The 20,845-nt window shown below is 62.9% G+C and carries 18 protein-coding genes; 9 read left to right on the top strand and 9 right to left on the bottom strand.

Annotated features, from left to right (window positions below; translation table 11 throughout):
* Positions 1–262 precede the first annotated feature (262 nt).
* The gene (locus VGU25_12595; protein ID HEV2578041.1) at positions 263–1,381 is read left to right on the top strand and encodes a D-alanine--D-alanine ligase family protein; all 1,119 of its coding nucleotides are present in this window, start codon (positions 263–265) and stop codon (positions 1,379–1,381) included.
* Positions 1,382–1,471: 90 nt separating this feature from the next.
* Positions 1,472–2,704 carry a threonine ammonia-lyase gene (locus tag VGU25_12590; GenBank protein HEV2578040.1) on the top strand — a complete coding sequence of 411 codons (1,233 nt, stop codon included), beginning with the start codon at positions 1,472–1,474 and terminating at the stop codon, positions 2,702–2,704.
* A gap of 17 nt (positions 2,705–2,721) precedes the next feature.
* Here the strand turns inward: VGU25_12590 and VGU25_12585 are convergent, their stop codons facing one another.
* The 3 genes from VGU25_12585 to VGU25_12575 form a co-directional block, all read right to left on the bottom strand.
* Positions 2,722–3,642 carry a PDZ domain-containing protein gene (locus VGU25_12585; protein ID HEV2578039.1) on the bottom strand — a complete coding sequence of 307 codons (921 nt, stop codon included), beginning with the start codon at positions 3,640–3,642 and terminating at the stop codon, positions 2,722–2,724.
* Positions 3,643–3,652: 10 nt separating this feature from the next.
* Positions 3,653–4,618 carry a HEAT repeat domain-containing protein gene (locus VGU25_12580; GenBank protein ID HEV2578038.1) on the bottom strand — a complete coding sequence of 322 codons (966 nt, stop codon included), beginning with the start codon at positions 4,616–4,618 and terminating at the stop codon, positions 3,653–3,655.
* A gap of 119 nt (positions 4,619–4,737) precedes the next feature.
* Entirely contained in the window at positions 4,738–5,391 is a 654-nt protein-coding gene (locus VGU25_12575) for a sigma-70 family RNA polymerase sigma factor (protein HEV2578037.1), read from the bottom strand.
* A 375-nt stretch (positions 5,392–5,766) separates the two neighbouring features.
* Between VGU25_12575 and VGU25_12570 the strand changes: the two genes are divergently transcribed.
* From VGU25_12570 to VGU25_12555, 4 genes are all read left to right on the top strand, one after another.
* Positions 5,767–6,825, top strand: coding sequence for a metallophosphoesterase (locus VGU25_12570; protein HEV2578036.1), 1,059 nt, complete (start codon positions 5,767–5,769; stop codon positions 6,823–6,825).
* A gap of 151 nt (positions 6,826–6,976) precedes the next feature.
* On the top strand, positions 6,977–7,621 hold the full coding sequence (locus VGU25_12565; GenBank protein HEV2578035.1) for a ribonuclease HI family protein: 645 nt from the start codon (positions 6,977–6,979) through the stop codon (positions 7,619–7,621).
* 68 nt (positions 7,622–7,689) lie between these two features.
* Positions 7,690–8,526 (top strand): hypothetical protein, encoded by an 837-nt coding sequence (locus tag VGU25_12560; GenBank protein ID HEV2578034.1) that lies wholly within the window; start codon positions 7,690–7,692, stop codon positions 8,524–8,526.
* 92 nt (positions 8,527–8,618) lie between these two features.
* On the top strand, positions 8,619–10,190 hold the full coding sequence (locus tag VGU25_12555; GenBank protein HEV2578033.1) for a TolC family protein: 1,572 nt from the start codon (positions 8,619–8,621) through the stop codon (positions 10,188–10,190).
* A 58-nt stretch (positions 10,191–10,248) separates the two neighbouring features.
* Here VGU25_12555 and VGU25_12550 read toward each other — a convergent pair whose 3' ends face one another.
* Positions 10,249–10,740 (bottom strand): DUF4126 domain-containing protein, encoded by a 492-nt coding sequence (locus VGU25_12550; GenBank protein ID HEV2578032.1) that lies wholly within the window; start codon positions 10,738–10,740, stop codon positions 10,249–10,251.
* 76 nt (positions 10,741–10,816) lie between these two features.
* Positions 10,817–12,082, bottom strand: coding sequence for a serine hydroxymethyltransferase (glyA, locus tag VGU25_12545; protein ID HEV2578031.1), 1,266 nt, complete (start codon positions 12,080–12,082; stop codon positions 10,817–10,819).
* Between the two features lie 517 nt (positions 12,083–12,599).
* Here glyA and VGU25_12540 point away from each other — a divergent pair.
* The gene (locus VGU25_12540; GenBank protein ID HEV2578030.1) at positions 12,600–12,791 is read left to right on the top strand and encodes a hypothetical protein; all 192 of its coding nucleotides are present in this window, start codon (positions 12,600–12,602) and stop codon (positions 12,789–12,791) included.
* 13 nt (positions 12,792–12,804) lie between these two features.
* On the opposite strand, the gene VGU25_12535 is transcribed toward VGU25_12540, so the two are convergent.
* The 4 genes from VGU25_12535 to VGU25_12520 all read right to left on the bottom strand — a co-directional run bounded on the left by VGU25_12535 (position 12,805) and on the right by VGU25_12520 (position 18,299).
* Positions 12,805–14,034: an alpha/beta hydrolase family protein gene (locus VGU25_12535; GenBank protein HEV2578029.1), complete on the bottom strand. Its 1,230-nt coding sequence runs from the start codon at positions 14,032–14,034 to the stop codon at positions 12,805–12,807.
* Positions 14,035–14,085: 51 nt separating this feature from the next.
* Entirely contained in the window at positions 14,086–15,318 is a 1,233-nt protein-coding gene (gene alr, locus VGU25_12530; GenBank protein HEV2578028.1) for an alanine racemase, read from the bottom strand.
* Between the two features lie 91 nt (positions 15,319–15,409).
* Complete coding sequence (locus VGU25_12525) at positions 15,410–15,970, bottom strand: DUF882 domain-containing protein (protein HEV2578027.1); 561 nt, start codon at positions 15,968–15,970, stop codon at positions 15,410–15,412.
* Between the two features lie 304 nt (positions 15,971–16,274).
* Positions 16,275–18,299, bottom strand: a complete 2,025-nt coding sequence (locus VGU25_12520; GenBank protein ID HEV2578026.1) for an ATP-dependent DNA ligase — start codon at positions 18,297–18,299, stop codon at positions 16,275–16,277.
* A gap of 92 nt (positions 18,300–18,391) precedes the next feature.
* Between VGU25_12520 and VGU25_12515 the strand changes: the two genes are divergently transcribed.
* Together VGU25_12515 and prfA are read left to right on the top strand one after the other, a co-directional pair.
* Positions 18,392–19,534, top strand: coding sequence for a carboxypeptidase-like regulatory domain-containing protein (locus VGU25_12515; protein ID HEV2578025.1), 1,143 nt, complete (start codon positions 18,392–18,394; stop codon positions 19,532–19,534).
* Positions 19,535–19,729: 195 nt separating this feature from the next.
* Positions 19,730–20,803, top strand: a complete 1,074-nt coding sequence (gene prfA / locus VGU25_12510; GenBank protein HEV2578024.1) for a peptide chain release factor 1 — start codon at positions 19,730–19,732, stop codon at positions 20,801–20,803.
* Positions 20,804–20,845: the final 42 nt, after the last annotated feature.

The following is a 20,845-nucleotide window of genomic DNA, read 5'->3' as shown; positions in this document are numbered from 1 at the left end:
AAGTGCGGTAGAGCGCCGACGAGGAGCTCGGCGCGTTGAGGTAATAGTGGTAACAGTTGTATCGGCAGCGTACCAGTATGCACGAGCCCACCCTGATGTTGGGCTGTGGATTAGCGTGTACGAAAGCCGGTCAGTTGCGAAACTTGTTCATATAAACCGTGACACGAAAGGACAAAGTTTCAAAAGGTACCAAGGTACACACCCAGGTTCGTCCTTTCGTGTGGCGCGCATACACAGGCCGGTGTGTTCCAAACTGAAAGCAATGGCTCGCAAGAAACTACGCGTTGGTGTTCTGTTTGGTGGCCGCAGCGGTGAGCACGATGTCTCATTGCGCTCGGCGCGCTCCATCCTCAAAGCAATGGACCGAAAGATGTACGACGTGGTGGAGCTTGGCATCACCAGACAAGGCCGCTGGCTGACCGGCAGCGCCGCCGAACACTTGCTCGCGAGCGGAGAGCAGGCCCGTGGGGAGGCCGACAGAGATGCAGGCATCACGCTGGCCGCGGCGGCGGCTGAGCCCGGAGCGCGCACCGGCCTGGACATCGTCTTCCCCGTGCTGCACGGAACTTTTGGTGAAGACGGCACGATCCAGGGCCTGCTCGAGCTGGCGGATGTCGCGTACGTCGGCTCGGGTGTGCTGGGCTCGTCTGCCGGCATGGATAAGGACGCGATGAAGCGGCTGTTTATGGCCGCTGGTCTGCCGATCACGCCGCACGTGACCATCCTGCGCAGCGAATGGCGCGCCGACGCGAAGCGCGCGACCAGGGCAATCGAGAAGGCGCTGACCTATCCGTTGTTCGTGAAGCCGGCGAACCTCGGCAGCTCCGTCGGGATCAGCAAGGTGCACGGCCGCGCCGAGCTTGGTCCCGCGATGGACCTGGCCGCAGGCTTCGACCGCAAGATCGTCGTCGAGCAGGGTGTCGGCGGCCCGGGAGTGAAGCCGCGCGAGCTCGAGGTCGCGGTGCTGGGCAACGATGCGCCGGAGGCCAGCGTCGTGGGCGAGATCGTTCCGGCGAAGGAATTCTACGACTACGAAGCCAAGTACGAGCTCTCCGGTCCCGACGAGAGCGTGAGCATCATCCCTGCGAAGTTGACCAAGGCTGAAGAGAAGAAGATCCGTGCGATGGCGATCGAGGCCTTCCGGGCCTGCGACTGCGCCGGTCTGGCGCGAGTCGACTTCCTCATGGCCCCTGGCGCGAAAGGCAAGCCCTCGGAGATTGTGCTGAACGAGATCAACACCATGCCGGGCTTCACCTCGATCAGCATGTACCCGAAGTTGTGGGCGGCGAGCGGGCTGGCCTATCCAAAGCTCATCGACCGCCTGATCCAGCTCGGCATGGAGCGCCACCGCGAAAAACTCGAGACGCAGTTCAGCCGCTGAGGATTCAGTCAGCCAGTCAGCCAGTCAGGAGCGAGTACGAAAACTGACTTGCTGACTCGCTGACCTGCTGACTCGCTTACCATAGAGTCAATGAGCACCACCGCAGCACAGAACCTTACGCTCGCCGACATCAAGGCGGCCCGCGAGCGCCTCAACGGAGCGATCTACTGCACGCCTTGCGCGCGGTCGGAGATGCTTTCGCGCCAGACCGGCCAGAGCATTTTCCTCAAGCTCGAAAACCTGCAGATGACCGGCAGCTTCAAGGAGCGCGGCGCATTAAGCAAAATTGCCACCCTGACGCCCGAGGAGGCGCAGCGCGGCGTGATCGCTGCCAGCGCGGGCAATCACGCGCAGGGCGTCGCGCATCATGCGACCCAGCGCGGCATCCGCTCCGTCATTGTCATGCCGCTCGCGACCCCACTCGTAAAGGTGCAGGCGACGCGCAACTTCGGCGCCGAGGTCGTGCTGCACGGCGCCAACTACGACGAGGCCTGCGAAGAGGCCACCCGCCGCTGCCAGGCCGAAGGCATGACCTTCATCCACCCCTTCGACGATCCGCTGGTCATGGCTGGCCAGGGCACTATCGGGCTTGAATTGCTGGAGCAGGTGGAGAATCTCGAGGCTGTTGTTGTGCCGATCGGCGGCGGCGGTCTGATCGGCGGTATCGCCTGCGCGGTGAAAGAGTTGAAGCCCGATGTTCGCGTCATCGGCGTGCAGACTTCGCGGCTGCCTTCGATGAAGGAAGCCCTGCGCGCGCACCACCCCGTTACGCTCGAGCCCGCAACCACCATCGCCGACGGCATCGCCGTGCGCCGCGCCGGCGAAATCACCTTTCCCGTCGTCGAGCGCTACGTCGACGACATCGTCACCGTCAACGAGGACGAAATCGCGTCGGCAATTCTGACCTTGCTCGAGCGCGAGAAGACGCTCGCCGAAGGCGCAGGCGCCGCGGGGCTTGCCGCAGTCCTGCAGAAGCGGACCTCGCTCCCAGCGTTCACGCGTACCGCAGTCATCGTCGGCGGCGGCAACATCGACGTCACGCTGCTCAGCCGCATCATCGAGCGCGGCCTGGTGCAGGACGGCCGCCTCATTCGTCTGCGCATCCATCTGCTCGACCGTCCCGGCGCGCTCGCCGACCTCACGCAGATCATCGCTCAGCACCGCGCCAACATCGTCGACACGCTGCACAACCGCGCCTACTACGGCGTGAATCTGGGCGACACCGTCATCGACATCACAATGGAGACGCGCGGGCGCGAGCAGGTCGAAGAGCTCGTTGCAGCCCTGAGCGCAGCCGGCTACAAGCACAGCCGCGTGCTGTAAAAAACCTGCTGTAGTCCTTAGCGCTTCTTCGCGTCGCCCGGGAGCGTCAGCGCGATCCGCTGATGGTCGCGCATCACATCCACGGCGACCGGCTTGCCCTTCGCTGCGTGAAGATGTTTCGTCCAGTCGGACGCCGTGCGCATCGGCTCGCCATCCGCCCGCACAATCACATCACCCGCGTGCAGCCCGCCAACCGCCGCGGCGCTGCCGTCCTCGACCGATTGGACCAGCAGGCCCTTTCCATCAGGCACGCCGAAATAGCTGGCGAGCTGCGGCTGCATGGCGTCGACAACAAGCCCGTCGGACGAGCCATGCACCATCTTGTCGATAAAGCCCTGTGTGTGCGGCACAGGCGCAGCAGCAGGTGCGGGCACGGCGCCGGCCGTGTAAGGCCCGGAGAACTCCTCACCAACCATCCCCTGTGGCTGAGGCCCAGGCTGGTTCAGCCGCTCCCAGGCCTTCCGCTCCACCATTTCGCGGTTCGCCAGCATGGTCCGGATCGTGATGGGATTGCCGTTGCGAAAGACCGACAGCTTCACCTCGACACCCGCGCCTGTCTCGCGGATCATCCGGCGCAGCGCCTCGCCGCTGGCGACAATGTGTCCATTGATCCCGGTAATCAGGTCATGCGGCTGCAGCCCGGCCGAGGCCGCGGGCCCGTCATGGTCCACCAGCAGCACCTCCACCCCGCGGTTGTCGCGCAGATGCAGCGCCGCTGCCTGGTCGCTGGTCAGATCGTGAAATTCGATTCCGAGATAGCCGGGAGGCCGCTGCGTGACCGTCGTGCGGCCCCCAGTCCGGCCTCCAGTCCGGCCGCCAGTCGCTGCGCGCGCCATGGGCGCCGCCAGCATAGCGAGCATCAGGACAGAAGCCCCGGCAAGGCGCACGGGTATTCCATTCCAGAGCCGTCTCCGCCGGACAATGGCTGCATGCTGCATCGGTTACACCTTACTCGATATCAGCCGAGCCCTGAAGGACCTGGTAGGATGCGTTCCTCACTGCCGCGTTTGAATCCTGCGTGGAGACCGAGCGGAGCACACGACGGACCGTCGAGTCTGCCTGCACCGGTTCCAGCATCGAGATCGCCGCGCTGCGAACATCCGAGCTCTGATCTCTCATCAGCGTGTCGAGCACCGCATCGCGCACGGTATCATCCTGGGCCACGTACGGCTGCAAACCCTGGAGCGCCTTCAAACGAACCTGCGCGTTCTTGTCATAACGCAGGCTGGCGAGCAGCGTGCCACGCACACTGTCAGGACCATTCGCGTCATTGCTGCATCCGGAAGCTTCGAGGCACTGGTTCACCAGAAGCGAAACGGCATCCTTGTGAACATCCGGATTCGCGGCCAGCTTCGTGCCCAGCATCAGAAGCTGACGGATCTGCGGATCGTCCAGCGATCCCTGGACCGTCTCGGGAACCAGGCGGTTGTACTTCACCGTCACAATCTTGGGATCGGGAGTCTGCACGATTCCCGCCACATTCGCAATTGGACCCTGCGTGGTGTTGGATGTAGCCACACGCGCCGGAAGCTGCGGTGCATGCGCGGCCTGGTAGCGCGCGATGGCTGTGCCGCCCAGGAAGCCAATGCCGACCAGCAGCACCGTCAGCGCGGGCGCGCCCTGCACATATCCAAACCAGCGAAACGCATTGGCGAAGAACCGCTGCGCCATGGACCGCGGAGGCATCGCATCCAGAGCCTCATCCAGACGCATACGCGACGCCGCCAGCAGGTTCGGTGAGGGTTCAATCACCGGGTCGAGCGCCAGCTCCTCGCGAAGTGCGAGCATCGCATTCCACTCGCGCCGGCACTCTTCGCAATCCTCGAGATGGTCCTCGAGTGGATGCTGCAGCTCATCCGGCAGCTCGCCATAATGCGCGAGAACTATGTTTTGTTGTGCACTGTCACAGTTCATGATGCGTACCCCAGCCAGCCTCTCCAACGCCCTTCATTAGTGCCCCGCAGCGGATCTCTTTACCATCCACGCCCGCCAGCGGTGTAGCCCGTACTTCTTTGCTGCTCTTCTTCCCTTAGCTATCGCACATCGGCGAGCCTGGCCCGCAGCTTGCGTGTTGCCCGGAAGAGTGTGTTCTTGGCCGTCTCTTCGGTCGTGGAGAGCATCTCTCCGATCGTCCGCAGCTTCAGCCCCTGGTAATGCTTCAGTTCGAACACGGTGCGCTCGCGCGGCGTTAACGAATCCAACGCACTCTTAATCGCGATGTTCATATTCTTTCTTTCGAGCTCACGCGCCGGATTGGCCGTCGCGCGCTCGTCCTGGACATTCGCCATCAGGTCCATCTCCTCGCCCGCTGCATCCATCACGGTCGAGGGATCCTCTTTGCGGCTCTTGCGGCGGCGAAGCTGGTCCAGGCACAGATTCGTCACAATCCGGTAGAGCCAGGTGTAGAACGAGCACTCGAAGCGAAAGTTCGACAGATGCCGATACGCCTTGATGAAGGCATCCTGGTGCACGTCCTGGGCGTCCTGCTCGTTGCCCAGCATGTGCAGCGCCAGCCGCAGAACGCTGCGGTCATAACGCCGAACCAGCGCATCGAAGGCCGAGCGGTCCCCCTTCTGGGCCGCGCGGATCAGTTCATCATCTTCCGCGCGCTGCTGCTGCCGGGCTTCCATCTGCTCCGCTGTCAGCCTGGCGCGGGTGCTTGATTGGGCGGCAACGTTCGACGACATACTTGCCGCTGATTCTACGCCGTTCCCACTCTCCCTCAGCCCAAGGCCTAAGGAAGTGGCACCCCGGCGGCGTTCGCCGCCAAGGACGATCACATCACTAATGCTCATTCTCAGTCTGACTCCGGAGTCAGGTTCCTACTACATCTCGGTAGACGTCGCGCACGGGACAAAGGTGAGCGATAGAAAATAAACGGAAATAGTTTTCCCGAGCCGGATGAGAGCTTTGCCACGTATCGTTTGCGTTACCTCCGGACGATGAAAGAGCGAGGACGAAGCCGCCAATCTGACGCCTTTGTCATGGCACCGACGTCGCATACGCCTTAACATCGTTCTTGCGCGTCCTATGTATCAAAATTCGTGAGGACAGCGAGGCTGATGTCTAACCCGTTTGACAACAAATTGAACCGCCGCCAATTCCTACGCCAGACTTTCGCCTTCTCGGCCCTGGCGGCAGCCTCTCCACGCCTCGCTTTTGCGGCCCAGGCGGTCATTGGGCCCACCACGATTCCGCAGCCCGATCCCAACGGCCAGCACATGTTTATGGTCGGCGACTGGGGCACCGACAAGTACCTGGACCAGCAGACGGCAACGGCTCTGGCCATGAAGCAGTGGGTCGATCAGCGGCACATCCACCCCGGCGCGCTCTTCATGCTGGGCGACAACTGGTACGGCGACATGGGAGTCGGCTACATCTCGTCGCGCTGGCAGAGCCAGTTTGAACAGATGTACCCCACCTCTCACTTCCCCGGGCCGGCCTACGTTGTGCTCGGCAATCATGACTACGAGCGCAAGGTCTCAAGCAAGGTCGACCTGCAGCTCGGCTACGCCGCTCACGCTAAGGGCACTCGGTGGACGCTGCCCTCGCGCTGGTACACCTTCAAGTACCCCGAGAAAGACCCGGTCGTAACCTTTATCTGCCTCGACACCAACCTCCCGGGCCAGAAGCACGGTGCCGAGATGTTCGAGCCGTGGAGTTTTGACATGAGCAAGGAGGACCGCGACACCCAGGATGCATGGTTCCGGCAGGAGCTCGCCAAGCCCCGCACGACACCGTTTGTCGCCTGCGTCGCGCATCACCCGCTCTACACCAACGGCATCCACAAGGACCAGAAGATCCTGATCCACGACTGGGACGCGCTCCTCCGCCAGTACAAGGTCGACTTCTGGATCAGCGGCCACGATCACGACCTCCAGCACCTGGAGTTCGACGGCCACCCGACCAGCTTCGTCATCTCCGGCGGCGGCGGAGCCGAGCTGGTCGACTGGACCACCCCGCCCGCGAGACGTGGCCCCTTCGGCGGCAAGAGCATAGGCTTCAGCGATATGGAGTTCGCCAAGGACGGCATCATCTTCCGCCACGTGAACGCCCAGGGCCAGATCCTCCACTCCTTCCGCAAAACCCCGGACGGGAAGGTACAGATCTTCCCGGTCTGACCCCCTGTGCACTTTTCACCACACCCATGTTGCCGTTTGGACACAAGTCCAAGCCTAAAGTCTCTGTCTTGAAGAGTTTGCGCAATTTCAGGGGGGAGGGGGTCTACTCACCCCACAAAGCCTCCACGGGCGCTGGCGATACACTTGGGCGATGCCTTCGCTGTTCCCCGAGCCCTCCCAACCGCGCACTCCTCCAACCCGCCCGAACCCCCAGGCCTGGCTGATCGCGCACTGCGACGGCGGCGCCCGCGGAAACCCAGGCCCGGCCGGCTATGGCGCGGTTATTCAGACGGAAACAGGAGAAAAGCTGGCCGAGCTCAGCGAGTTTCTGGGCATCCGGACGAACAATTACGCCGAATACTCCGGTCTGCTGGGCGTGCTGGGCTGGGCGCTAGAGCACGGCCATCGCCGCGTCCGCGTGGTCTCCGATTCGGAGCTGATGGTCAAGCAGATCCAGGGGCGCTACAAGGTGAACTCGCCCGACCTGAAGCCGCTCTGGACTGAGGCCCACAGCCGCATCGCGCAGCTTGACGAGTTCCAGATCACCCATGCGCTGCGCCACAAGAACAAGGACGCCGACCGGCTGGCCAACGCGGCCATGGACCGCGGAACGGGCAAAGGAACTGCGGAAAAAGGAGCTCCGGAGCCGAAGCGCGAGGTGCGCGCGACTCCGTATCCGAAAGACCCGGCCTCCGCACCGCCGATGCTCCGCGGCTTCACGCGCGGCGGGGTGGTGCACCTGCTGGGCGGCGCGAAACTGCCCGACGGCGTCTTCGTCAAGATCGTTCCGGAGTAACCAGCCATCTCACTGTTTACGTCTTAGTCTGGGGTGTAATTGCATCCAACCCGCTTAGGATGAGGTATATGCGTCGTTTGAAGTTCCAGGGTCTTTTTTGGGCAGTTGTGTGTGCCCTCCTTTGCTTCTCTTCTCACAGCATTTGGGCCAGTCAGCAGAGGGGCTCCGACCCCGCCGCCGTCGAGCAGGTTCGCCAGGCCGTGATCGCTGAATTGGAAGCGAACCGGACCGATAAGAGTGTCTGGACCTATCGCGAGAGCGACTTCATGCCCGACAAGAAGGGCGTGTACACGACCATCGAAACGCCGCAAGGCACGTTGCGCCGGCTGATCGAACTGAACGGTCGCCCGCTCAGCCCGCAGGCGGCCGGGATTGAAATGCACCGGATCGACAATTACATTCATGATTCGGCGGCCCAGGCCAGGGCCCGCCGAAACGCCGCGCACGATGACGCCCAGGCCGAAGAGCTGCTGAAGATGTTGCCGGAAGCTTTCCTGTGGACGAAGGCCAGCGAGAATGGCGACTCCGACACGCTGAACTTTCGACCGAACCCTGGCTTCGACCCCCCAGACATGCAGTCGCGGGTGATGGGCATTATGGAGGGTCAGATGGTTATCTCCAAGGAGGGGCACCGCATCGTCACGCTGAGAGGGAAACTCAGCGATGATGTCCGGATCGGCTGGGGCATTCTCGGCAAGCTCGATCGCGGCGGGACGTTCGACGTCGAGCGCAGGATGGTCGGCGAGCACCACTGGCAGATTACCGAGACGCACGTTCACATTGGCGGTCATGCGCTCTTCTTTCACAACATAGGACAGCAGGAAGACGACGTGAAGACGGAGTGGAAGCCCTCCACCGCGCAGACCCTGGAGCAGGCCGCGCAACAGCTGGCGAACGGCCAGTAATCGAACGGGGCGTTGCCGTACGGTGCGGAAAATCCAAGTGGTTGCATCAGCTTTTCGCATCCCCAGCGGATGGGAGAGACTCTAATACTGAAGTGAACGAGCTTCCCCTCAGCTCCCGCCTGTGCCGGGTCCGCAGTGTTGTCGTGACGCTGCCTTTCGCGATGCTTCTCAGCGTCGCGCCCGCGCTTGCGCAGAACGACACGGGATCCGGAAAGAAAAAGAACGAGAATCTTCCATCGGCGCCAAGCGCCCTTCTGCTTTCGCAGCAGGATGAGGCACTGGGCAAGCCGGCGGGTTCCGGCTTCACCTTCAAGGCGCCGAGCACGACGCCCGGGCCGGACGGCATTCGCATCGAGCAGCCCACGGATACGCCGCTGGCTCTGTCACTCGACGACGCAATCTCATTGGGGCTCGAGCGCAACCTGCGGCTGGTCTACGACCGGGCAAAGCAGAAGACGGTGCATGGCGAGCAGCTTGGCGTCATCAACGCGCTGCTGCCTTCGCTGCGCGCGACTGCCTCGACCGGGACGGACGAGATAAACCTCGCCGCCCTGGGGTTCAAGCCGCAGTCCATTGCCGGATTGCTTTCGCAGCTTGGAATGAGTGCAACGAGTTTTCCGACCGTCCTGAAGGTCAATGTCACGCAGGCGCAGCTCAGCGCAAGCCAGGAGCTCTTCAATCTGCCGGATTATGAGCTCTACAGGGGCGCGCAACGCGAGGTAGAGGTTGTCGATCTCGACGTGCTCACCAGCCGCGGCGATTTGATCCTGACGGTCGGTTCGGCTTATCTGCAGGTGCTCGCGGACCAGACGAACCTGGCCAACGCGCAGGCGCAGGAGCAGGCGGCTAAAACACTGTTCGACCAGGCGAGTCAGCGCCGCCAGGCCGGCGTGGGTACCAGCCTCGATCAGCTTCGCGCGCAGGTGGAGTACCAGCAGCGGCAGCAGGCCGCGATTGCAACCGACAACCAGCTCGCAAAGGACATCATTCAACTCAATCGCATCATGGGTCTGCCGGCCGGACAGAAGCTTGAGCTGACCGATACGGCTCCGTTCGCGGAGTTCAATGACATGGATCTCGATCGCGCGAAAGAGACAGCCTACCGGCATCGCAAGGATCTGCTTAGCCTGCAGGCGCAGATCCTGGTGGCCGACCGCGAGATTCGCGCTGTGCGCTACCAGCGGCTGCCGACAGTCGCCTTCAATGGGTTCTACGGTGTGCTCGGCGAGACGACGGGGCTTTATCACGGCGTCTTCACCGCCGAGGGCAGCCTGAAGTTTCCAATCTTCCGCGAAGCCGAGCAGCGCGGACAGGAAGACCAGGTGAGCGCGCAGCTTACGGCGCTACACCAGCGCGTGAGCGATCTGCGCGAGACGATCGACGCGCAGATCCGAGCGTCGATGCTGGATGTCCAAGCGGCGGACGAGCTGGTGAAGGTGGCGCAGAGCAACGTACAGCTTGCCCAACAGGAGCTCTCTGACGAGCGTGAGCGCTTCTCCGCCGGGGTCGAAGACAACCTGGCCGTGGTGGATGCGGTGGCATCTCTTACGTCAGCACAGGCCCAGTTGACCCAGGCGCTGTATCAGTACAACGTGGCCAAACTGAACCTGGCGCGTAATACCGGCGTCGTCGAGACGCGGTACCGCACGTACTTGGGTAAGTAGCCATTGCATGGAGCAGACGCCTTCGGCTCGCTCACGATAAGGATGACGTCGCGTCCGGTTAGCTCATCGCCTTCTGAGCCTCGCCCACGATGCCATGATGCAGCTTCACAAGCGCCAGAACCGCGAGTGTGATCGCGGACGCTGACTCCAGCAGCGCCGCCGGTAGATCCCGGCGGAAGATACGCGCTACGGTCATGCGCACGAAGAAGCCGCCCCAGGTTCCGATGATCGCTCCAACACCGCCGAAGATAATGCCACCGGCGACGGGCTCGTCGATCGCGACCGCCGCCATCGCACCTACGAGCGACCCGACGATGACTCGGGCCAGCGCGGGACCGAGCGTGGTCCGCCGCGGTGTCTGAGGAAGCGTGTCGACCCCGTACTCGCCGAGTGCACAGACTGTAAAGATGAGCGCGACGATGAGATGTGCAATCCAGGTCGCCCAGCCGTGCTCCGGCACGAGCGCCAGCCATGCGGCCCAGGAAAGCGCGGCGATCGCCGTCATGCAGCGCATGCCGGTGACCACACCGAGCAACAGAACCATATCCATGGACCCACCCCTCCGCAGCGATAAGTGCACTGGGATCCAGCCGCAGCGATACTACATTACCTGCTGCGCAGCCGAGTTAGTTGCTGCGTAACCAGCCGTAGAGGGGAAACTGCTCTGCCAACTCGGCAACACGGCCGCGAATGGCTCGCAGGCGCGCCTCATCGGTGCGGTGGTCCAGCGCTTCGGCGATCCAGCCAGCGATCGTGCGCATCTCCGCCTCTTTCATGCCACGCGTGGTGAGCGCAGGGGATCCGATGCGGATGCCGCTGGGCTTCAGCGGAGGATTGGTGTCATAGGGAATCGCGTTCTTGTTCACGGTAATGCCGGCGACGCCCAGCGCAGCCTCGGCTTCAGAGCCCAGCATTCCGCGGCCGAAGACGTCGATGAGGACAAGGTGCGTGTCAGTTCCGCCGGAGATGACGCGATAGCCGGCAGCCTGCATGGCTTCGGCGAGCGCCCTGGCGTTTGCGACAACCTGCGCGGCATACGTCTTGAACTCCGGCTGCAACGCCTCGCCAAAGGCAACGGCCTTGGCCGCGACGACGTGCACCAGCGGACCTCCCTGTTGCCCGGGGAATACGCTGCGGTCGATGCCTGCGGCGAACTCCTGCTGGCACAGGATGAGCCCGGCGCGCGGGCCGCGCAGTGTCTTGTGCGTCGTCGAGGTCACGACATGCGCATGCGGCACAGGCGACGGATGCACACCGCCGGCGACCAAACCGGCGAAATGCGCCATGTCGATCACCAGCTTCGCTTCAACCTTGTCCGCGATCTGGCGCATGCGTGCGAAATCAAACTGCCGCGGATACGCGGATCCGCCGCCGATGATGACCTTCGGCTTCTCAGCCACGGCCTGCTCTTCGAGGTGATCGTAATCGACCGTCTCTGTGTCCTTGCGCACCTGATAGCCGACCACGCGATAGAGCTTGCCGGAGAAGTTCAGGCGATGTCCGTGCGTGAGGTGTCCGCCATGCGCGAGATCCAGCCCAAGAATCGTGTCGCCGGGCTCGAGCAGCGTCATGTAGGCGGCGGCATTCGCCTGCGAGCCGGAGTGCGGCTGCACGTTGGCATGCTCGGCGCCGAAGATCTTTTTCGCGCGGTCGCGCGCGCGGTTTTCTACCGCGTCGGCAAACTCGCATCCGCCGTAATATCGCTTGCCCGGGTAGCCCTCCGCATACTTGTTGGTGAAGACCGAACCTGCGGCTTCGAGCACCGCGCGCGAGACGAAGTTCTCGCTGGCGATCATCTCGAGGCCTTCGTGCTGGCGAACAACTTCGTTGCGGATCTGGGCCGCAATTTCAGGATCGGCCACGGCAAGTGGAGCAGACAAATTAATCGGCATATCTATGTGAAATTGTACGACGCTGAACGACAGGCCCTTCCCCAAACGTTGCACCGCGCCTCCCACTCACGACAGTCGACAGGCGGCTTGGGTGGGATAGCTGCTTTCGTACTCCGGATGCATTCTTCCTTTGGAACCGCAACTGGTTCTGAAATCACTTCGGGCCTGCGTGCCACTGTCGTCTTGTCTTTGGCAGACGGCATGCCTCCTTTAAGCGCTTCAGCAACCGCTGCAGGACCTACCCCACGGGAGGTCCAGGCCGATGCAAGTCGGGCCGTACTGACTGGCAGATGCTTCTCCTCCAGGGAACTTCTGCCAGTCTTAACCGCAGAGCAAGAAAGGCAGTGTCGTGGCAGCCCGCACAATACCCTTCCCCACACCACCTGGGAATGCTGCCACGCGAGTAACAAAGTCCCCTCCTCCTCTACCTCCAACCAGCGCCGCGAAGTTGCTATCAGCTCCGCGGCGCTATCGCGGCCTTCACCTGGTGACGCATGATCCCCTGCTCAAGATGTCAATGGAACTGAACCGGCTTGCGCAGACTCATGCGATCGTTGCGCAGGTAGAGCGCGAGATTGCAGAGCGTGCAATGCGCGACCGCAGTCGCACTGACCTTGTGCTTCTCGAGCCTGTGAAGAAGTCCGGAACCTCCGCGAGCGGACGCGCGGCTCACCGCATCGTGATGTCGTTATTTCCCGCCGGCCTATAAGCCCCGTAGAAATTTAGCTGCGCCGCTGGCGCATTGGCCGCTGTGACGCCATCCTGCGGAAAGCACTCCATATAAAGCTGCCGAGATACCATCCGTCGAGATACTTGTACGGCGCTTCCCCGGTCGTGTAGTGGCCGCACGGCAGCACCTTGGACACATACGGAATCCCGTACTCGTCGAAGCTCTTCAGCACATCCAGCGAGAACTCGCGCAGGAAGGTCAGGTCGTACGTGGCGTGCACGATCAGCGTCTGCCGCTCGGCGCTGCGTGAATACTCCTTCATGAAGCTCATGGGACTGATGCCGGCAAAGATCGCGCGCACGTCGTCGCGGGTGAGGCCGGCATGTTCGAGCGAAGCGTGCACGTGCCGCGTGCTCTGGCCGGTCCACACAACATCCCCGAACCACGTGGATGCGTGGTTGAACGCGCAGACTTCAATGCGGGGATCCATCGCTGCGGCAAGAAACGCATAGCAGCTTCCGAGGCTTGTGCCGAGCACGCCGAACTGCTCGTAGCCCTGCTGCTCCAGCCAGTCGATGGCGCTGCGCACGTCGACCACAGCCTGACGCGCAGCGGCAATGGTGCGGCCAATGTTTGAGCTGACTGCATAGTCCGCGCGCTCCAGCTCTGCCGGGCGACGAATATCGTGATAGGGCTTGGAGAGCCGCAGACAGGCAATGCCCCAGCGATTGAACATCTCGCACAGCACGTTGTGCGAGAACGCATCGGCGTTCCACTGCGGCATCAAAATCATCGCCTGACGCCGGCGCCGACCGGTGCGCCGATCGACGAAGCCCACGCCCGGCCTGGCGGGGTACCAGCGCGCGTTGGCGAAGTCGTTCTCAGCAACGCCGGTTTTCACCGCAGACGTCCAGCGCAGGAACGGCTCGCGCCGCAGTTCGCCGGCCTCAGCGCGGCGGCGCCATTCGCGCTCCTGCTCAAGCGTCTCCGGACGTGCGTTGGTCGGATGCAGCTCAGGAAAGCGCTGCTCGATCTGGAAGTCGGTCGGCGTCTTATAGGCGAAGAAGCTCTCCGGGTCAGCGAGGATGCGCTGATTCAACAACTTCATCGCTTCGAGCGGCGACCACTCCAGCCGTGCCACCTCGCGCGCGGCCTGCAGGCCGCCGCAGTCAGAGAGGTGCCGGAAACCCCATTCGAGAGGCCGCTCGACGCGGTTCTCGTCGCGGGTCGTTAGCGCGGTCTCCCACGCGAACATCCAACTCTCATAGAGCCCAGCAATCATTCTCTCTAGTCTATCTCCGCAAGACTCCGCGAACCTCTGAATGGGATGCGACTAATCGACGAGCCGACGCTTCGCGCGAATGCCGCACAGGATTTCGTAGGAGATCGTGCCACACCAGCGTGCATGATCTTGCGCATTCACGCCTTCGCCGAGCAGCAGAACCTCTGTGCCATCGGTTGCTTCGGCGATCTCACTGACATCGACCACCGTGAGATTCATCGACACACGGCCGATAACAGGAGCTCGCTGTCCCGCAATCCTCACCCAGCCGTTGCCAATGCCGCTCGATGCTTCCCTGCGGAAGCCATCCGCGTAGCCTACGGGAAGAAGCGCAAGCCGCATCGGCCGCTCGGCGATGAAGGTCGCACCGTAGCCGACGGTCTGGCCCGCGGCAATGTGGCGCGTCGCGAGGATGCGCGTCTTCCATGTGAGTACAGGTTGAAGCTGCCGGCAAAGATCTCCGGTCCTGACTGCAGGGCGGAGCAGGCCGCCATTCTCATTTTCGAGTTCAAGGCAATAACCGTAGAGCGCGAGACCCGGCCGCACAAGAACTCCGGCGCGCATCGCCGCACCGATGTGATGCACCCATTCGGTGGTCGAACCTTCGTCCAGTGCAGAGCTGTTGGCGAGGTGAATCCACTCGGGCAGAAGAATCTCGCCGTCCTCCGTCTTCAGCAGATCGAACGCACGCTGAAGGCGTTCAAGTTGCGCTGCCGTTTCGTGCCCGTCGCGCACTTCCGACGAGCTGAGGTGGCTGAAGACGCCTTCCATCCGCAACCATTTGGAGCGGTGCAGAGCATCGACCACGCTCTCCAGCTCGGCTCCCGGCGCGGCGCCCTGGCGAGCCATCCCGCTGTCGATCTCCAGGTGCACGGCCACGCGTCTTCCGGCGCGCTCGGCCGCAACCTCCAACGCCTGCACGTGCGCCGGCGTCCACACCACAGGAGTCAGCCGCTTGTCGACGATGCAGTCAGCGTCGCCTGGCTCAACCGGGGCCCCCGGCGAACGTTCTCGGTTCGCTGGGGTGGAAATGCCGCACATCACCAGAATGTGCGCGTCGCGCCTGCCGAGCACACGCCGAATGCACGCACCCTCGTCAGCGTCGGCGACGCCGAGCCACGTGACGCCGGCATCGACGAGCACCGGAGCAATGAGCTCAGCGCCGTGGCCGTAGGCGTCCGCCTTGATCACCGCGAGCACATTCGCGCCTTCACCCGCAGCCGCACGGATGGCGGACAGGTTGCTCCGCAGCCGCGACTCTGATATTTCAATCCAGCTCTTCACTGAAGACGATTGGCTCCTCGCCCATTATGCCGTCCAGAGACACGAAAGCCCGCGCTCATCGCACGGGCCTGGTGAGTGCAGCGGAAAAGCTTTACGCGAGGCGCCGGCGCCGACCGCGATGCCGCCGGACCGCTGAAGTGCCGCCGAAGCTCCACTCGCGAACCGGACCGACGTCAACATGAACGAACTGGCTGACAGGATAGTAGCCGACTCCGCCCGCGTGAAGGCTGAGCGCCGCGTGATCCAGCGTGCGGGTATTCACGCCTGGAATCCGGATGTCGATGGCCTTCGCGAGCATGTGCTGCGAGTGCTCGGCAACGCCGGTCTCCGCAGGAGTTTCCGTTCCGCCGCCGGTGCGCAGGAAGTTGTTCGACCAGGGCGTCCGGTAACCGCAAACGACATCGATCGTGGCGTTCGGCCGGTTCAGCCGGGTCAGCAGGTTGTGCAGGAGATCGAATTCCTTGGGATCGTAGCTGCTGACGTCCTGGGTGCGGTGGTCGCGGAGAAAGTGGTTGAGTTGTTCCAGTGCCGAGGGAATATAAGTATCCCCGATGCGGTAAACAACATCCAGGCTCTCGCCCGTGTGCAGGTGATAGAGCTTGAGCTCATATCGCTGCCCGGCGGTCGGGAGAACGGCTTGCGCGGCAGGCATTACACCTGGCGTGAGAAGAGGCGCTTCAGCGCGGGAACGCGGAGCGAACCCAATCAAGCCGATAAGAATGAATAAGATACCGAAGGTGCGCAGAACTCGGGGGGCCCGGTTAGGGGTCATGGAACAAAGCTCCAGTGAGAGTGACCTTAGGGAAGTGGAAGACACCAAATGCGATTTGCTGTTTTCCATTCGCCTACCTCCATTCTACCCAGAGAATCGCACAGGGTTGCGGCCGGGTCTGTAATGCTTTTGTCGCAGCGGTTGACCTCGACAGGTGCACGCGACGTGCCAAATCGGGGTAGGCTCAACCGGCTTCGGGCGGGCGCTTGTCGGGTTGCGATTCCGGGCCCCGGTCGGGCTGGGATTTATAGATCTCCTCGACGCGCTCGAGGGTGTCGATCTCCTCCACGGGCTTGTCGTCGCGAACACGAAGAATTCGTGGAAAGCGCAGCGCAAATCCGCTGGAGTGCCGGTCCGAGCGCATCACGTTGTTGAACGCAACCTCCAGCACGCGGATCGGCTCGACGGTTCGGAAGTAGCCAAGGTCCTCGACCGTGTGGGCCTTCAGCCAGTCGGTCAGCTCGGCGATCTCGGCATCCGTGACGCCGGAGTACGCCTTGCCCACATTCAGCAGCTCGCCCGGCTCTCCATTGGCTCCTCTCGGACCGCGGACCGCAAAGGTGTAGTCGCTCAGCAGGCCGGCACGGCGACCATGCCCATACTCCGCTCCCGTGATCACTACATCCAGCGTCGCGAGTTCGCGCTTGAGTTTGAGCCACGCGAGTCCACGCCGACCGGGCAGATACGCCGAGCCTGCAGCCTTGATCATCACGCCTTCGTTCGCACGGGCGCGTGCATCGCGATATGCCCGGTCGATTGCATCGGCGCTTTCGACCATGCTCGCGGGCGATAGGCGTAGCCGCTCAATTTCAGCGGAGGGGGCAGAAGAGAAGAGTTGCCCCTGCGGCTCACCCTCAAGCGGAGAGACCGCAACTTCGCCGAGGAGATTTACAGTTTGCTCGAGCTGAGCGCGTCGCTCACGCAACGGGCGCGGCAGCAACAGCTCGCCGTTGGCGTAGAGGAGATCAAAGGCCATGAAGATGACGGGAATGGCGCGCCGCATCGCATCATCGACACGTTTTCGGCCGATGCGCTGACCGAGCACCGAGAAGGGAAGCGCACGCTCGGCCTCGACGTCCCACCCCAGAATCTCACCGTCCATAATCAAACCGCTGCCGCCAATCAACCCGCCGGCTGAATCGACCTTCGCCAGCGCCTCGTGGAGCTCCGGAAAGCTTTCGGTGATGTCTTCGCGATTGCGCGAGTAGATCGCCACACGGCCGGGCTGGTCGGGATCGCCGCAATGCACCTGCGCCCGGATGCCGTCGTACTTGTCCTCAATGAGCGCATGAATCGCCGTGTCCTGCGGAGACTTTGCGCTGTCCGCCGCTTCGGCCTCGACATCCTCCGCAAGTCCCTCTTCGGCGGATGCCTCCGCAACGATTGCCGAGGGCTCCGGAATAATTTCAGTGGCCGACTTCTTGCCTCTTCGCTTTTTCGGCGTGGCTTCCAGCTTCTTCTCCGGCTTCGCGGTGAAGCGCTCAACCGCCTCCTCGGGAGTCTCGACGGGCGAAGCGAGCATGAAGCCGAGCGGATGAAAGAGCCGCATGCGCGCTTCCGCGAGCGTTCCCGCAAAGGCCCGCTCGACCGCGCGGCTCAGGTCCGCTTCAAGCATCACCGCATGGCGCACCGCCGCGACCTCTGCGCTGTTTCCGGAGAGACTGGCAGCCTCGGCGATCGCCTCCTCGACAAGGCTCTGCTTCACGCCGATGCGCATGTCGCCGAGCATCAGCTTGAGCAGATACTTTGCTTCGAGTGGGCTCGCGCGCTTGAGCAGGCTCTCGACGGCGGCAGACCGAACCGCGGTCGTGCGGGCGCGCGCCATGGTCTCGAACGCCTCCGCGACGTCAGCCAGCGCGAGCTCGCCCGGGAGATCTCTGATCTCTGTTCTGTGATCTGTGTCGGAGAGCAGATCGAACGCCGCGGCCCCCAAGTCTCCATGGCGGCGGTAGGCGAGATTCAGCGCGCTGTCGGTCGCTCCGGCAATCTCCTTCAATGCCCGCGAAAGAATTGCGCCCCCGGCGTTCAGCTTGCGCGGGTCGGCCTCGGCGAACGGCTGCCCGGCGAGATACAGGCAGAAGCGGCCGGCCTCGAATGCGCTCTCGTCAGCGGAGCGGCGCACTTCGGCAGCGATGGAGGCGCGCTTCTTCAGCTTGCTGGCCTCGCCGGCCAGGCTCTCGGCCAAGTCCGCCAGCCTTGCAAACCTCACGCTCACCTCCGACTGATTCGCCATAACTTACGGCCGCCAAACCACCGTTTTCAGCGTGGCGCTCTCCCATGTATGGTAGGGGTTCCTCGAAATTGAGTTCCGGTATCCATCGCGCGCGCCTCCGCCCGGCCATTTTCTGGGCCTGCATCGTCGCGCTTCTGCTCATTCGCGCAGGCGCCCTGGGGCAATCGTCCGAGCTGCGTGCGCCCGAGGCAGATGCTTCGGTCGCCGCCCTCCCTGAAGCGCCACGACCCACGCAGCGGCCGGCGCACCCGCCTGCTGAGAGCAGCCCGGCCCCGGCGATGGCCCGCATCAAGGGCGTCGTCTCAGACATCCAGGGCGGCCTCGTTCCCGGAGCCCACATCATCATCGCCTCCACTGCGCCCCCGACAACCCATGAAGCGACGGCCGACTCTGCCGGCTTCTTCAGCGTTGGCGGTCTCGTGCCCGGCACGTATTCGGTGACGATCAGCTCACCCGGCCTCAAGACGTACGTGGTCCACGATCTGCATCTTCGGCCCGGACAGATCTATTCGCTTCCCGAGATCTCTCTGCCCATCGCCCAAACCGAAGCTGATATCACCGTCACGCTCACGACCGAGGAGCTGGCTGAGACGGAGCTGCACAATGAGCTTCATCAGCGCGTGCTCGGCGTGTTGCCGAACTTCTACACCAGTTATCAGTGGGACGCGGCCCCGCTGACCGCGAAACAGAAGTTCAAACTGACGCTCCACGCGGCGAGCGATCCGGTCTTTCTTAGCACAACGGCGATCACGGCCGGCATCTCGCTGGCCCGCAACGATGAATCGGAATATGGCGGAGGCGAGGCCGGCTACTGGAGCCGCTACGGTGCGGCATACGGTGACGCCGTGATCGGCCGCTTTATGGGCAGTGTGGTCTTCTCGACCGTATTTCACCAGGACCCGCGCTACTTCGTGATGACGAACGGGAGCTGGCAGCGGCGGGCGTGGCACGCTGTTTCGTCTACCTTCATGCAGCGTGACGACAGAACCCGGCGCTTTGAGCCCGCGTATGCGCATCTGCTTGGCTCCGCAACAACAGGCCTGATTGCGAGCACCTATCACCCGGGTTCAAGCTCCGGAAAGATGGTGCTGGACGATACGATCCTGGACCTTGGGGATAAGGCGGCGAACAATCTAATCCGCGAATTCGTCCTGCGCCACCTGGCCAAGCACATCCCGAGTTACGCAAAAGGACGCCCGCCCGAGGACTAGCTATCGGCTACGGCTGTGAATCGGCGCGCTTCGCGGTACCATCTAAAGAGTGATGCTCCTACGCAGCGACAATCCGGCACCCCCTGCCGTGACCTCCCGCCACGACTTCCTCTAGCTGCGCCTAAGCCGCCTCCTGGCCCCTGCCCGGCCACCCCTAAAATCCGTTTTCTAATGTCTGTTCTCTGTTCTCTGACTATGTTCGACAAACTCGACCAAATTGAAGCACGTTACGAAGACCTCGGCCGCCAGCTCGGCGAGCCATCGCTGCTCGCCGACCAGAAGAAGTTCCAGACGATCGCCAAGCAGCACCGCGACCTGGAGCCGACCGTCGAAAAGTTCCGCGAGTATCGCAAGCTGCGCGACGCGATCGCCGAAGCGCGGGCCATGGCGGCTGACAGCGATCCTGACCTGCGCGCGATGGCCGAGGAAGAGCTAGCGGAGCTCGAGCCCAAACTCCCCGTCGTCGAAGAAGATCTGAAGGTGCTGCTGCTGCCCAAGGACCCGAACGACGACAAGAACATCATCATCGAGGTTCGCGCCGGTACCGGTGGAGACGAAGCCTCGCTCTTCGCGGCGGAGATATTCCGCATGTATCTGCGCTTCGCCGAGCAGCACAAGTGGCGCGTTGAGATCCTCTCCGAATCGCCCAGCGACGTAGGCGGCCTGAAAGACGTCACCGCGATCTTCGAAGGCGACAAGGTCTACTCGCAGATGAAGTACGAGTCCGGCGTGCACCGCGTGCAGCGTGTTCCCGCGACTGAGACGCAAGGCCGCGTGCACACCTCGGCGATCACCGTTGCCGTTCTGCCTGAGGCTGAAGAGGTCGACGTCAAGATCGAGCAGAAAGACATCCGCGTCGATACCTTCTGCAGCTCGGGACCAGGCGGACAGAGCGTTAACACAACTTACTCCGCCGTTCGCATCACACATCTGCCGACCAACACGGTCGTAAGCTGCCAGGATGAGAAGTCGCAGATCAAAAATCGCGAGAAGGCGATGCGTGTGCTGCGCTCACGACTCTATGAGGTCGAGATGGAGAAGCAGCACGCCGCGCAGGCGGCGCAGCGCAAATCCCAGGTCGGCAGCGGCGACCGCAGCGAGAAGATCCGCACCTACAACTTCCCGCAGAACCGCCTCACCGATCACCGCATCGGCCTCACAAATCACCAGCTCAACATGGTGATGGAAGGCATGTTGCAACCGACGGTCGACGCACTCATCGCGCACTACACTGCCGAAAGATTAAAAGCCGAAGCGACCGCGGCGTAATCCGCATGAGCAATCAAAAAGCCCAGCGCTCGCTGGGCTTTT

The sequence above is a fragment of the Acidobacteriaceae bacterium genome (assembly GCA_035944135.1).
In the GTDB taxonomy this organism is placed as follows: domain Bacteria; phylum Acidobacteriota; class Terriglobia; order Terriglobales; family Acidobacteriaceae; genus Granulicella.
The sequence above is the reverse complement of the archived record's forward strand: the minus strand, read 5'-3'. Positions and strand labels throughout refer to the sequence as shown.